Genomic DNA, 13,992 nt, shown 5'->3' with positions numbered 1-13,992 from the left:
CTGCCCCCCGAGGGGGCTGTCCCGCTTTGGGGCGGCCCGGCAGCGGGACGTACCTTATTTCTATGAGCCTTCTACAAGTCAAAAACCTGGTCGTCGAATTTCCAGGCCGGCGCGGCACCCTGCGTGCGCTGGACGATATTTCGTTTGCCATTGCGCCGGGCGAGATACTGGGCATCGTTGGCGAGTCGGGCGCCGGCAAGTCGCTGACCAGTGCGGCCATCATTGGCTTGCTGGAGTCGCCAGGGCGCATCCACAGCGGACAGATTCTGCTGGAGGGCGAACGCATCGACAACCTCAGCGAAGCGCAGATGCGCCGCATACGGGGGCGGCGCATTGGCGCCATCTTCCAGGACCCGCTGACCTCGCTGAACCCCTTGTACACCGTGGGCCGGCAACTGGTCGAAACCATCCAGACCCACTTGCCGGTCAATGCAGAAGAGGCGCGTCGGCGTGCCATTGCCTTGCTGCAAGAGACCGGCATTGCCGCAGCCGAGCAGCGCATGGACCACTACCCGCACCAGTTCTCTGGCGGCATGCGCCAGCGTGTCGTGATTGCGCTGGCTCTTGCGGGTGAGCCCAAGCTCATCGTTGCTGATGAACCCACCACGGCGCTGGACGTTTCCATCCAGGCCCAGATCATTACCTTGCTCAAGAGTGTGTGCAAAAAGCACGGTGCGGCCGTGATGCTGATCACGCACGACATGGGCGTCATTGCCGAAACCTGCGACCGCGTAGCCGTGATGTACGCGGGCCGCATCGCCGAGATCGGCCCGGTGCACGAAGTCATCAACCGCGCATCCCACCCCTACACCGCAGGCTTGATGGCCGCCATACCCGACATCACTGTGGATAAAGAGCGTCTTAATCAGATCGATGGCGCCATGCCGCGCCTGGATGCCATTCCCAGCGGCTGTGCCTTCAACCCGCGCTGTCCCAAGGCCTGGGACCGGTGCCGCCAACAGCGGCCGGAGTTGATGGAGGCTACGGCCACGCAGGCGGCCTGTTGGCTGCACGCAGGAGTGGCGACATGATGGCCGGGCCAGCGGTGACCAGCCCTACCAAGACCCAGGCCCTTGTGCACGCGCGGGATCTGGCCAAGACTTTTGATGTATCGCCACCCTGGCTGAACCGGGTGCTGGAAGGCAAGCCACGCCTGCTGCTGCACGCGGTGGATGGCGTCAGCTTCGACATTGAAAAGGGCAAGACCCTGGCCTTGGTTGGTGAGTCGGGTTGCGGCAAGAGCACGGTGGCCCGCCTGTTGGTCGGCCTGTACGAACCGACACGTGGAAGCTTTGGTTTTGATGGTCAGGACGTGCATGTCACGCTGAAGACGCCGCAAGGCAAGCCGCTGCGCCAGCGCATACAGATGATCTTCCAGGACCCCTATGCCAGCCTGAACCCGCGTTGGACGGTGGAGGCCATCATCGGCGAGCCGCTGAAGGAAAACGGTCTGATCACCGACGGCGCGGCCTTGCGTGCGCGCGTTGGTGAACTGCTGCAGTCGGTGGGCTTGAGCGCCCAGGACATGTCCAAATACCCGCACCAGTTTTCTGGCGGCCAGCGCCAACGCATCTCCATTGCGCGTGCCCTGGGCACCCAACCTGAATTCCTGGTGTGTGACGAGCCGACTTCGGCGCTGGATGTCAGCGTGCAGGCCCAGGTGCTCAATATCATGAAGGACCTGCAGCAGGCGCGAGGGCTGACCTATTTGTTCATCTCGCACAACCTGGCTGTGGTGCGCCATGTGGCCGACCAGGTGGGCGTGATGTACCTGGGGCGGCTCGTGGAACTGGCCGACAAGCAGGTCCTGTTCGCCAATCCGCGCCACCCCTATACGCGCATGCTGCTGGATGCCATTCCCAAGATGCACGCCACCGGCCAGGCGCGCACGCCAGTGTCGGGCGAAGTGCCCAACCCGCTGAACCCGCCCAGTGGCTGTGCCTTTCACCCCCGCTGCCCGCATGCCAATGCGCGCTGCACCACCGAGCGCCCCCAAATGATGGACCTGCCCCAGACCCGCGTAGCCTGCCACGCCGTAGAAGAAGGGAGAATTGGATGAGCACGGATTTACACGCTTGTTTTGCGACCAATTACGCCAATGCCCGCATCAAGTTCCTGGAAGCGGCTACCAGCGCGGGCATGGACCTTCGCAGCTACATGCATCCTTTCAAGGGCCGTGGCGGCGAAACCCTGGCCATGGATGTGGCGCTGGATGGTTCGCCTGACGCCGAAAATCTGTTCATCGTCAGCAGTGCCTGCCACGGCGTGGAAGGCTTTTGCGGCTCCGGTGTGCAGGTCTACGCCGCGCAGGATGCTGAGTGGCGCGACAAGGCGCGTGCGGCCGGCGTCGCGGTTTTGTACATCCATGCGCTGAACCCGCACGGCTTCTCCCACCTACGGCGCACCACCCATGAGAATGTGGACCTGAATCGCAATTTTCAGGACTTCAGCCAGCCTCTACCGGTCAATACCGCCTACCGCGATCTACACCCCTTGTTGTTGCCCGCCGAATGGCCTCCCACGGCAGAGAACCAGGCTGCCATCGAGGCCTATATCGCCACAGAAGGCGTGGCGCGTTACCAGTCCGCGGTGTCGCAGGGACAGCATGAGTTTTCAGATGGCATGTTTTTTGGAGGGACCGAGCCCACCTGGAGCAATCGAACCCTGCGCCATGTGCTGCAAACCTATGGCCGCCAGGCCAAGCGCCTCGCCTGGATGGATCTGCACACGGGGCTAGGCCCCAGTGGTGTGGGCGAGCGCATTTTTGCGTGCCGGGACGAAGCAGCCGCCCTGGAGCGGGCCCGTGCCTGGTGGGGCGGGGGAGGGGCCACGCCGGTGACCTCCATCTACGACGGGTCGTCGAACTCGGCCCGCTTAACCGGCCTGATGTGGTGTGCGGTATATGAGGAATGTCCGCAGGCTGAATACACCGGCATCGCCATGGAATACGGCACGTTACCGATTCTGGACATGATTGCCGCCCTGCGCGCCGACCATTGGCTGCACCTGCACCCCGGGGCGCCCGCCGCCTTGCAAGCCGCCATCCATGACCAGGTGAAGAACGCGTTCTATGTGGATACCGATGTGTGGCGTGCGCAGATCATCGTGCAAGCCCGCCAGGCCATGTTCCAGGCCGTGGATGGGCTGAAGAACGCCTAGCCGTCGCCGGGCCGCCCCAAGACGGCTAGAGCCCCCTTGGGGGCAGCGCAGTACGCGCAGCGACCAGCGTGGGGGCCAGTAACTAGCGCGGACCTAAGTCCGCCGACCGGCTGTCCAGTGGTGTCACAAAGGAGTTTTGCTCCCAGCCCGGGGCCAATTGCTGGCTCTCGGCATAGTCCGAGGTATTGGGCATGGAGGCATCCAGTTGCGCGACGGCGCTGGTCTTGTCGTGGCGCTTGCGGCCCACGATGGCGTGCAGGTTTTCACTGACGTCCTTGAACTGCGACTCCAATTGGCTATTAAGGCCTGTGCCGCGGGCCGCATGCTCGCCCAGGAAGGCCGTGCGTATCTGTATCAGGTGCGGCAGGTTGCTAGGGTCCACTACCAGGTAGTGGATGCCGCAGTGGGACAGCAGATTGTGTTTGAGCGTCTGGTTGCTCATGGATAAACCCTGAGGACCGGGCACGTCGATGCAGCCGATGATCTGCCCCTCCATATTGCAGATGGTAAACGAGCAATACACACCGTTGAGCAGGTGGTACCAGTGGGCGGCGTCGGTACCGGGCTTGGGCGCCGTGAACCGGGTGACTGGCAGCTTGACCAGCACCTGCTGGTCAAACATGACCTTGGACAGCCAGACCCAGACCTGCTTTTCGCGGTTGTTGACCAGCGGGCGCACGGCCAGCGGCCAGTCCCGTGGGATACGCCGGTGCTGGTGCGCTTTCCTGTGCTGGTGCCAGTACAGCAGTGCCGCGCCCAAACCCAGGCCGGCCAGAAAAAATAAGGCGAAAAACATGCTGCGTACCCTGGGCGTTAGGCCATCTGCTGTGGCTCGTGTTCTTCCAGCCAGTCTACTGCGGTTCTCACCAAGGCGCATCGTTTTTCGCTTGGGGGGCAGGGTGCCCGCCAGGCATTACCATTGGCCCCCAGCAACAGAAGACACCATGCAGTTACAGGAAATTCTTTATTCACAGGGCTTTGGCACCCGGCGCGTGTGCGCGGGGTTGGTACAACAGGGTCACGTCCAGGTCTATTCGGAAAATGACCCGTCAGCCCTCGTAACCATTAATGATGCTGCTGCGGAATTTGTAGCAGAAGGCTTGCGCTTCCGGGTTCAGGGTGTGGATTGGGAGTATTTCGAGAAGGCCTATGTGCTGCTGCACAAGCCTGCCGGCACTGAATGCTCCCAGAAGCCATCGACCTACCCCAGCATCTACACGCTGCTGCCGTCGCCGCTGCGCATGCGACCCCAAAAGAGTGCGGTGCAGGGCGTGCAGGCGGTAGGGCGCCTGGACCAAGACACTACGGGCCTGCTATTGCTCAGTGATGATGGGCAATTCATCCACCAGATGAGCTCGCCCAAGAAGCACAGCCCCAAGGTCTACGAAGTGACCGCCAAGCACCGCTTGGACGACAAGCAGGTGCAGCGCTTGTTGGCCGGCGTGGTGCTGGACGACGACCCCAAGCCGGTGCGTGCCGCCGCCTGCGAGATTGTGGACGCTGACGGTGACGCCTTGCACCTGCGCCTGACGCTGACCGAAGGCAAATACCACCAGGTCAAACGCATGCTGGCCGCTGTCGGCAACCGGGTCGAGGGGCTGCACCGCTCGCGCATAGGGGCGCTGGAGCTGCCCGCCGACTTGGCGCCGGGTCAATGGCGTTGGCTGCGGGCGGAGGATTTGCAGAAATTGGCAGCAAAAAACGTCTAAGCGGGCTGTTTTTCAATGATTTCGCGGCCTTGTGGGGCGATTCTTTGATCTAGGTCACTAGAGAGAGGCCCCACCCCCGGGAAAACACGGGCTTGGCGATTAAACTCGACGGTTACCCAAAAAGTGATCGCTTGTGAAGATTATTGCCCCCCTGTTTGCCTGTGTCCGCCGCAACATAGCCTCCCACTCCTCCCGTTTCGCGCTGCTGGCCGCCGTAGGCGCTTGCCTTGCCATGCCCGCGAGCGCCTGGGCTGAGCAGACCAAGCCCTTGTTTGTGCTGAACTCGCTGGACGCCAGCATTAGCGTCATCGATCCGGTCGCATGGAAAGAGACCAAGCGCATCACGACCGGCAAAGAGCCGCACCACATGTACCTGACGCCGGATCAGAAGTCCATCATCATTGCCAATGCACTGAGCGACTCGCTGACCTTTGTCGATCCCAAGACCGCTGAGGTGCAACGCGTTGTGCGTGGCATTCTGGACCCTTACCAGTTGAGCTTCTCGCCCGACATGAAATGGTTTGTGACGGCCGCCAACCGCCTGAACCATGTGGACATCTACCGCTGGGACGGCAATGACGTGGCTTTGGCCAAGCGCGTGCCCACCGGCAAGACACCCAGCCATCTGTGGATAGACAGCGCCAGCACCACCATCTTCTGCACCATGCAAGACAGTGATGAACTGGTAGCCATCGATCTGGCGACACAGACCGTCAAATGGCGCATCAAGACCGGCGCCATGCCGGCCGACGTGTTTGGCACACCGGACGACAAGCTGATCCTGGTCGGCCTGACAGGTGGCGATGGTGTGGAGGTTTATGACGTGTCCGGCCCCAAGCCCAAGCTGCTGCAATTGCTGAAGACCGGAAAGGGCGCCCATGCTTTCCGCTCCATGGGCGACAAGCGCCACCTGCTGGTCAGCAACCGGGTTGCCAACACCATCAGCAAGATTGATCTGCAGACCATGACCGTGGTCGACAACTACCCCGCGCCCAGCGGCCCGGATTGCATGGACGTGTCGCCAGATGGCCGCTTCATCTATGTCACATCGCGCTGGGCAGGCAAGCTGACCATCATCGATACAACCACCCACCAGGTGGTGCGCCAAGTCAAGGTCGGCAAATCGCCGCACGGCGTCTGGACGCTGGACCATGTGGCACGCCGCTGACACCCTGTGAGCCACAGCATGCGGGCTCGCCGTGCCGCCAAGATAGCTATCTTTTTGGTAGCGGCTTGCGCAATATCCGCGAGGGCTAGCGCCGAAAATGCGTGTGAGCACCCAGTTTACTTGACCTTGGACACGGGCCATATGGAAGTGGCGCCCCTGATGGCCGAGGTGCTCAAGCGCCAGGACGTCAAGGTCACCTTCTTCGCCGCCAATGAGCGCACGCAGACGGGCGATGGCACGCTGGGCCAGCACTGGGCGCCGTGGTGGAAGGCCCGAGCGGCTGAGGGCCATGAGTTCGCCTCCCATACCTATGACCATGTCTACTGGCGTGCCGACTTGCCCAGTCTCCCCGGTGCGCCAGTGCGTTTTCGTATGCGCCCATCGGCCGGTCCCCAGGACAGGCAAGAAGGCACCTGGGATGCCGCCCAATACTGTGCCCAGCTCAATAAGGCCAGCCAGCGTTTGCAAGAGCTGACCGGCAAGGCGCCGCTGCCATTGTTCCGCGCGCCTGGTGGCAAGACCTCGCCCCAACTACTGGCCGCGGCCAAGGCCTGCGGTTATGCGCATGTCGGCTGGGCGCCGGCCGGATTTCTGGGCGACGAACTGCCTAGCGAGACCTTCAGCAACACCGCACTGCTGAACAAGGCGCTGCGCAGCGTGCGCAGTGGCGATATCCTGATGGCCCACCTGGGCATCTGGTCGCGCAAAGACCCCTGGGCCCCGGCGGTGCTGGAGCCCTTGATCGTGGGTTTGAAGGCCAAGGGCTTTTGCTTTCAGACACTGCGCGAGCACCCGGCCTACAAAGCCTGGATTGCCGCGCATGCGCGTTGACTGAGCAACGAACGGATTAATAGGGCGAATGGCCGTGAACGCTGTAGTAGACAACTTCGTAGACCTCTTTACCGCTGCCCAACTGTGGCTGTTTGAGGTGGTGGTGCAGCCGCTGATGTTTGAGCTGGGTCTGGCCAGTGTGCTGGAAGATGGTTACGACGCCACAGGCTGGCTGCTGGTCGGCTTTCTGCAGATCGCCTTGTTGTTGGCCATCATCGGCCCCCTGCAGCGCTGGCGGCCGGTTGAGCCGGTTGTGGACCGTGCAAGCATTCGCACCGACATGCTGTACACCGTCATCCATCGTCTGGGCCTGTTTCGCCTGGTGCTGTTTTTTACCACCGCACCATTGTTCGATGAGCTGTTTGGCACGCTGCGCGTGGCTGGCTGGGAAACCTTCCACTTGGACGCCATCTGGCCTGGTGTCAGCGATGTGCCCATCGTCAGCTTTGTCCTCTACTTGGTGGTCATCGATTTCTGCAACTATTGGGTGCACCGTGGCCAGCACCAGTTTGAGTGGTGGTGGCGCTTGCATTCCCTGCACCACGCGCAGCGCCAGATGACGATGTGGAGCGACAACCGCAACCACCTGCTGGATGACCTGGTGCGGGACACCCTGATGGTGGTGGTGGCCCAATTGATTGGCATTGCACCAGGGCAGTTTGTCGCGGTGTCCGCCTTTACGCAGCTCAGTGAGAGCTTCCAGCACGCCAATCTGCGGGTCTGGTTTGGCCGTGTAGGTGAGCGCCTGTGGGTCAGCCCGCGCTTCCACCGCTTGCACCATGCGATTGGCGTCGGGCATGAGTCGCATGGCAAGAACACGCTCGGCGGAGCGAACTTCGGTGTGTTGCTGCCTTGGTGGGACGTGCTGTTCGGCACGGCCAATTTCGAGCACCGCTTCGATCCCACCGGCGTGCGTGACCAGGTGGAGCAGGGCAGGGACTATGGGCGCGGATTCTGGAGCCAGCAATGGCAGGGGATCAAGCGCCTGGTCGGCAAGGCATAGCCTGGGCAAACTTGATAGATAGGCGGGTGGCGTTATGCTTGCGCCATGAACCTGCTTCTTGACTCCTTCTGGCGCGCAGCACTGTATTGCCTGCGGCCCCAGGTCATTCTGTGGTCCTTGCTGCCACTGATTCTGATGATTGCCGCCACGGTGGGCCTGGGCTACCTGCTGTGGGACTATGCACTGGACCAGGTTCGTGTCTTGTTGGAATCCTCCACCTTCGTCAACCATGGTTGGGCCTGGCTCGATGGCATGGGCTTGGGCCGCATCAAGACGGTGCTGGCGCCCCTGGTTGTGATTTTTACGGTGACGCCGGTCATCGTCGTTGCCTGCCTTCTGCTCGTCGCATTGATGATGACGCCCATGTTGGTGCGTCTGGTGGCCAAACGGCGGTTCGCGAGCCTGGAGGAGCGCAATGGCGCTTCCATCTGGCACAGCCTGGCCTGGTCGCTGGGATCATCGGTGCTGGCCTTTGTCGCGCTGCTGATTTCCGTTCCGCTGTGGTTTGTGCCGCCCCTGGTGCTGGTCTTGCCACCGTTGATCTGGGGCTGGCTGACCTACCGTGTGATGGCTTTTGATGCCTTGGCGGCCCACGCCGACAAAGAGGAACGCAGCGCCGTGCTCAAGCGCTATCGCCCGCAGTTGCTGGGCATGGGCGTGCTATGTGGCTACCTGGGGGCGGCACCCAGCCTGGTGTGGGCCTCGGGGGCCTTTTTCCCGCCCTGGTTCGTGTTTCTGGCGCCGCTGGCGATCTGGATTTACACGCTGGTCTTTGCCTTCTCCTCGCTATGGTTCATTCACTACTGCCTGGCGATTTTGCAGGAGTTGCGTCGTGCTCAACTGGCGGCTGCTACGGCCGCGGCGACCCCCATTGCGCTGGACGCCGAACCGCCAGCGGCCCCGGCTGCCACAGGCATACGCTTCATGCCGCTGGAGTAGCCTGTTGCTTGCGGCCTGGGTAGCCCACGCTGCAAGTGCGATGGCGATGGGTGGTGCGCTCGAAATTGGTGCATTGGTATATTTGCACCAATAATGTGCATTGTTGAGGCATCCTGTTTTGGTGCATCTGGCCGCGATGAGCCATTGTTACCGGGCGTGCATGCGGGTGACTTTGCGCCCGCCCGAGTGGAAAGCCCGATTTCTCAGGGCAGAATAGAGTGCTTTACCAAAATCAGGTCCAGGGCAGCGGTTGGCACAAAAGCTGCGTTGTGGACTGGGCGAATTTTTTACAACCGAGCAACAGGAGTATTTGATGGCCAAGACCGTCGCAGACGTCATGAAGATGGTGAAAGAAAATGAAGTCAAGTTCGTTGACTTCCGTTTCACCGATACCCGCGGCAAAGAACAGCACGTGACCGTGCCCGTTTCGCATTTCGACGAAGACAAATTCACATCCGGCCACGCATTCGACGGCTCCTCCGTCGCGGGCTGGAAGGGCATTGAAGCATCCGACATGCAGTTGATGCCCGATCCCAATACCGCCAATATCGACCCCTTCTTCGAAGAAACCACGCTGTTCATGAGCTGCGACGTGGTCGAGCCCAGCGACGGCAAGGCCTATGACCGTGACCCACGTTCCATCGCCAAGCGCGCTGAAGCCTACCTCAAGGCCAGCGGCATTGGCGATACGGCCTACTTCGGTCCAGAACCCGAATTCTTCATCTTCGACGGTGTGCGTTGGTCCAACGAACCCGGCAAGGTTATGTTCGAAATCGAAGAGTACGAAGCACCCTGGAACAGCGGCGCCAAGCTCGAAGGCGGCAACCGCGGCCACCGTCCCACGGTCAAGGGCGGCTACTTCCCCGTGCCCCCCGTCGACAGCACGCAAGACATGCGTGCAGAAATGTCCCTGATCCTCGAATCCCTGGGCATCCCGGTTGAAGTGTTCCACCACGAAGTGGCGGGCGCAGGGCAAAACGAAATCGGCACCAAGTTCAGTACCCTGGTGGAACGCGCCGACTGGACCCAAGTGTTGAAGTATGTGGTGCAAAACGTGGCCAATGCCTATGGCAAGACCGCTACCTTCATGCCCAAGCCCTACGCCGGCGACAACGGCTCCGGCATGCACGTGCACCAGTCCATCTGGAAAGACGGCAAGAACCTGTTTGCCGGCGACGGCTATGCCGGTCTGTCCGACTTCGCGCTGTACTACGTGGGCGGCATCATCAAGCATGCACGTGCTTTGAACGCCATCACCAACCCCGGTACAAACAGTTACAAACGTCTGGTGCCCGGCTACGAAGCACCCGTGAAGCTGGCCTACAGCTCGCGCAACCGTTCCGCATCGATCCGCATTCCGTTTGTGGCCAACCCCAAGGGCCGCCGCATCGAAGCGCGTTTCCCCGATCCATCTGCCAACCCCTACCTGGCCTTCTCGGCCCTGATGATGGCCGGCCTGGACGGCGTGGAAAACAAGATCCATCCCGGCGAAGCCGCGACCAAGGATCTGTACCACCTGCCGCCCGAGGAAGATGCACTGGTGCCAACCGTGTGCCACAGCCTGGACCAGGCGCTGGATTGCCTCAACGCAGACCGCGGTTTCCTGACCAAGGGCGGTGTGTTCACCGACTCCATGCTCGATGCCTACATCGAACTGAAGATGGGTGAAGTGACCCGCCTGCGCATGGCTCCTCACCCTGTCGAGTACGACATGTACTACTCGCTGTAAGCCCTGCGGCTTGCGTTGCAAACAAAAGGACGGCATCTGCCGTCCTTTTTGTTTTGGCGCCGGGCCGCCCCAAGCCAAGATGTGGCCCCTTGGGGGCAGGGAGCCACACGCAGTGGGTGACCGTGGGGCACAAGTTTCTTTGAACCTGTTGCAGCAAAGCGCCTCCAATGCCGATATAGACTCGCAGGATTTTGTTTTTCGTGCCTTTTGGCGCATACTGACTATCCGGCCCTGCACATCGTTGCGTGGACACAGAATGAAAATCGCTTTACTGATCCCTTTGTTGGCAGCATTGGCAGGCACCGCCAGCTGGGCTCAAGACCGCATCTACCGATGCGGCAACGAATACACCAACACCATCCCCGAGTCCCAGGCCAAGAACTGCAAGCTGGTCTCGGGTGGCAACGTTACCGTGGTGCAGTCCCACAAACCCAACCCCAACCGCGTGGCTGCGGCCACCCAGCCAGGCCAGCGCGTGGATGCGAGTGACCAGCGCGCCAAGGATTCCGACTCTCGTTTGATCCTGGAATCCGAGCTGAAGAAAGCAGAAGCTCGGCGTGCCGAACTGCTCAAGGAATACAACAACGGCGAGCCCGAAAAACTGGGCGCCGAGATGCGCAACAACCAGAAATACATTGACCGCGTGGCCGAACTGAAGGCCAGCATCAGCCGCAGCGAAAGCGATATCGATGGCATACGCCGCGAGTTGAGCCGCGTCCCATCCGCAGCGCCGCAGCCCAACAACAGCGCCCCTCGTTGACTCCAGCGACGTGGACGCGTCTACCCCCTACCAATCGTTTGATCTGCTCGCCACCCTGGTGGCGGTCGTGCGTACCAATGCCGAAGTCGTGTTCTCTAACGCGGCCTTGGAAGATGTGTTGGGCATCTCGCGGCGCGCGATTGTCGGCTCCTGTTTGTCAGACACTTTCACCGAACCCTCGCTGCTGCAAAACGCATTGAGTGGCGTGCGTGAGAACGCATTTGCGGTGCTGCGCTACGACGCCTTTCTGAAGCGCGCGGGTGGCGACCCCATGCCGGTGCATGTCATCATCTCGTGGACCGAGCCGGTGGAGTCCATCATCGTGGAGATGGTGCCGTTGGAGCAGCAGACCCGCCAGGATCGTGAAGAGCGCTTGGCCGAGCAGGCGCAGACCAACAAGGAGCTGATACGCAACCTGGCCCATGAGATCAAGAATCCACTGGGCGGCATCCGTGGTGCTGCGCAGTTGCTGGAGATGGAAATGGAGTCGACGGACCTGACCGAATACACCCAGGTCATCATCCGCGAGGCCGACCGCCTGCAAAGCTTGGTGGACCGTTTGTTGGCACCCCACCGCAAGCCGCACCTAGTCAGCGACGTCAACATCCATGAAGTGTGCGAACGGGTGCGCTCGCTGATACTGGCCGAGTTTCCCAAGGGCCTGCGCGTCATCCGCGACTACGACATCTCCATCCCCGAGTTTCGCGGCGACCACGAGCAGTTGATACAGACCGTGCTCAACATCGCGCACAACGCCTGCCAAGCCCTGGCCGAACGCATGGCAGCGGGTGACGCCACCCTGACTTTCAAGACGCGGGTGCTGCGCCAAATCACTTTTGGCAAACAGCGTTATCGGTTGGCATTGGAATTGCATGTCATCGATAACGGACCTGGTGTGCCAGATTCGATCAAGGACCGCATTTTCTATCCGCTGGTGTCGGGCAGAGAAGGCGGCTCAGGCCTGGGGCTGACATTGGCGCAAACCTTTGTACAACAGCACCATGGATTGATCGAAGTTGATAGCGTGCCAGGCCGTACGGATTTCAAAATACTGATTCCGTTACCTTGAAACTGTAGGGGACGCAAAAACAATGAAGCCAATTTGGATAGTAGATGATGACCAGTCCATACGCTTCGTACTGGAGAAGGCTCTGTTGCGTGAGCACCTGCCCACACGCAGCTTTGCCAACTCCCGGGATGTGCTCGCCGCACTGAGCACCGCTGCGGACGATGAAGGGCCGCAAATCCTGGTCAGTGACATTCGCATGCCCGGTGGCTCGGGCTTGGAGTTGCTCGAAAAGGTGAAAGCCAAGCACCCCGGCCTGCCCGTCATCATCATGACCGCGTTCTCGGATCTGGATAGCGCCGTCAGCGCCTTCCAGGGCGGGGCTTTTGAATATCTGCCCAAGCCCTTCGATCTGCCCAAGGCCGTGGAGTTGATACGCCGCGCCGTCGAAGAGAGTCAGCGCGAAGAGGTCGCCGAAGAGCGTATGAGCGACACGCCCGAAATGCTGGGCCAGGCGCCCGCCATGCAAGACGTGTTCCGTGCCATTGGCCGCCTGAGCCAGAGCAATGTCACGGTGATGATCACCGGCGAGTCCGGTTCGGGCAAAGAGCTGGTGGCCCGCGCGCTGCACAAGCACTCGCCGCGCGCCGATGGCCCGTTTGTGGCCATCAACACCGCCGCCATTCCCAAAGACCTGCTGGAGAGCGAACTCTTCGGCCATGAGCGTGGCGCCTTCACCGGCGCGCAGACCATGCGCCGCGGCCGCTTCGAGCAGGCCGATGGTGGCACGCTGTTCCTCGACGAAATCGGCGACATGCCGTTTGAACTGCAGACGCGCCTGCTGCGTGTGCTCAGCGACGGCCATTTCTACCGTGTCGGCGGCCACGGTGCGGTCAAGACCAATGTGCGGGTTATCGCCGCCACGCACCAGGACCTGGAGCAGCGGGTCAAGGACGGCGGCTTTCGCGAGGATTTGTTCCACCGCCTGAACGTCATCCGCCTGCGCCTGCCAGCCCTGCGCGAGCGCAAGGAAGACATCGCCATGCTGACCCGGCACTTCTTGCAGCAAAGTGCGCAGCAGCTGGGCGTGGAGCCCAAACGGATATCGGACGCGGCCCTGGCTTGGCTCGAGGCCTTCAGTTTCCCCGGGAATGTGCGCCAGTTGGAGAACATCTGCCACTGGCTCACCGTGATGGCCCCCGCGCAAATGGTGGAGGCCAAAGACCTCCCCCCCGAGGTAGGCGCCAAGTTGACACCCGACGCCCCCGCGCAGAGTGCGCTACCCGTGGTGACACGCAACGGCGCAGGCCCCGCCGACGCGCCTGCAAGTCCGCTGCCGGTTGCCGGCATCGCCAGTATTGCCAACCTCGCCTCAGCGCCCGCGCCGGCGGCTGCGGTGGGCACCGGCTTGGGATGGGAATCCGACCTAGAGGCCGAGGCCATTGCGCTCCTGGGCGCCGGCCGCACCGATGTGTGGGATGCGCTGACGCACCGCTTCGAATCCCGCCTGATCCTGGCCGCGCTGGCCAATACCAAAGGACGGCGGATTGAGGCTGCTCAAAAATTAGGCATTGGCCGCAACACCATTACGCGCAAGATTCAGGAGCTCGGCTTGGAGTAAACCGGCCTGTAGCCCTTGTCAAAATTCAATAGGCCGCTATTTAAACAATAGCGGCCTTTGTTCTTTT

Annotated in this window: 13 protein-coding genes; 12 read left to right on the top strand and 1 reads right to left on the bottom strand. The window is 61.5% G+C overall.

The genetic code is table 11. The features are described from left to right. Positions 1 to 62: 62 nt before the first annotated feature. Genes AC07OO_RS00390 through AC07OO_RS00380 form a run of 3 tightly spaced genes read left to right on the top strand, consistent with a single transcriptional unit; the run spans position 63 to position 3,159 of the window. Positions 63 to 1,031 carry an ABC transporter ATP-binding protein gene (locus AC07OO_RS00390; RefSeq protein ID WP_495080080.1) on the top strand — a complete coding sequence of 323 codons (969 nt, stop codon included), beginning with the start codon at positions 63 to 65 and terminating at the stop codon, positions 1,029 to 1,031. Then, complete coding sequence (locus AC07OO_RS00385) at positions 1,028 to 2,059, top strand: ABC transporter ATP-binding protein (RefSeq protein ID WP_495080079.1); 1,032 nt, start codon at positions 1,028 to 1,030, stop codon at positions 2,057 to 2,059. Before AC07OO_RS00390 ends, AC07OO_RS00385 begins: the two co-directional genes overlap by 4 nt. Continuing rightward, positions 2,056 to 3,159 (top strand): M14 family metallopeptidase, encoded by a 1,104-nt coding sequence (locus AC07OO_RS00380; RefSeq protein ID WP_495080078.1) that lies wholly within the window; start codon positions 2,056 to 2,058, stop codon positions 3,157 to 3,159. Before AC07OO_RS00385 ends, AC07OO_RS00380 begins: the two co-directional genes overlap by 4 nt. Before the next feature lie 82 nt (positions 3,160 to 3,241). On the opposite strand, the gene AC07OO_RS00375 is transcribed toward AC07OO_RS00380, so the two are convergent. Beyond that, positions 3,242 to 3,955: a DUF2726 domain-containing protein gene (locus AC07OO_RS00375; RefSeq protein WP_495080077.1), complete on the bottom strand. Its 714-nt coding sequence runs from the start codon at positions 3,953 to 3,955 to the stop codon at positions 3,242 to 3,244. Positions 3,956 to 4,103: 148 nt separating this feature from the next. On the opposite strand from AC07OO_RS00375, the gene AC07OO_RS00370 reads away from it, so the two are divergent. The 9 genes from AC07OO_RS00370 (at position 4,104) to ntrC (ending at position 13,925) form a co-directional block, all read left to right on the top strand. Next, entirely contained in the window at positions 4,104 to 4,868 is a 765-nt protein-coding gene (locus AC07OO_RS00370) for a 16S rRNA pseudouridine(516) synthase (protein ID WP_495080076.1), read from the top strand. Positions 4,869 to 5,073: 205 nt separating this feature from the next. Further along, on the top strand, positions 5,074 to 6,036 hold the full coding sequence (locus AC07OO_RS00365; protein WP_495081746.1) for a YncE family protein: 963 nt from the start codon (positions 5,074 to 5,076) through the stop codon (positions 6,034 to 6,036). Between the two features lie 18 nt (positions 6,037 to 6,054). Continuing rightward, positions 6,055 to 6,867, top strand: coding sequence for a polysaccharide deacetylase family protein (locus AC07OO_RS00360; RefSeq protein ID WP_495080075.1), 813 nt, complete (start codon positions 6,055 to 6,057; stop codon positions 6,865 to 6,867). A gap of 34 nt (positions 6,868 to 6,901) precedes the next feature. After that, on the top strand, positions 6,902 to 7,870 hold the full coding sequence (locus AC07OO_RS00355) for a sterol desaturase family protein (RefSeq protein WP_495080074.1): 969 nt from the start codon (positions 6,902 to 6,904) through the stop codon (positions 7,868 to 7,870). Positions 7,871 to 7,915: 45 nt separating this feature from the next. Continuing rightward, positions 7,916 to 8,809 carry an EI24 domain-containing protein gene (locus AC07OO_RS00350; RefSeq protein ID WP_495080073.1) on the top strand — a complete coding sequence of 298 codons (894 nt, stop codon included), beginning with the start codon at positions 7,916 to 7,918 and terminating at the stop codon, positions 8,807 to 8,809. A 313-nt stretch (positions 8,810 to 9,122) separates the two neighbouring features. Next, complete coding sequence (gene glnA / locus AC07OO_RS00345; RefSeq protein ID WP_495080072.1) at positions 9,123 to 10,538, top strand: type I glutamate--ammonia ligase; 1,416 nt, start codon at positions 9,123 to 9,125, stop codon at positions 10,536 to 10,538. Positions 10,539 to 10,794: 256 nt separating this feature from the next. Continuing rightward, entirely contained in the window at positions 10,795 to 11,298 is a 504-nt protein-coding gene (locus AC07OO_RS00340) for a hypothetical protein (protein WP_495080071.1), read from the top strand. 10 nt (positions 11,299 to 11,308) lie between these two features. Beyond that, complete coding sequence (gene glnL, locus AC07OO_RS00335) at positions 11,309 to 12,367, top strand: nitrogen regulation protein NR(II) (RefSeq protein WP_495080070.1); 1,059 nt, start codon at positions 11,309 to 11,311, stop codon at positions 12,365 to 12,367. A 22-nt stretch (positions 12,368 to 12,389) separates the two neighbouring features. After that, positions 12,390 to 13,925 carry a nitrogen regulation protein NR(I) gene (ntrC, locus tag AC07OO_RS00330; protein ID WP_495080069.1) on the top strand — a complete coding sequence of 512 codons (1,536 nt, stop codon included), beginning with the start codon at positions 12,390 to 12,392 and terminating at the stop codon, positions 13,923 to 13,925. Positions 13,926 to 13,992 lie beyond the last annotated feature (67 nt).

The organism is Rhodoferax sp. GW821-FHT07G04, from assembly GCF_059418585.1.
The sequence above is the reverse complement of the archived record's forward strand: the minus strand, read 5'-3'. Positions and strand labels throughout refer to the sequence as shown.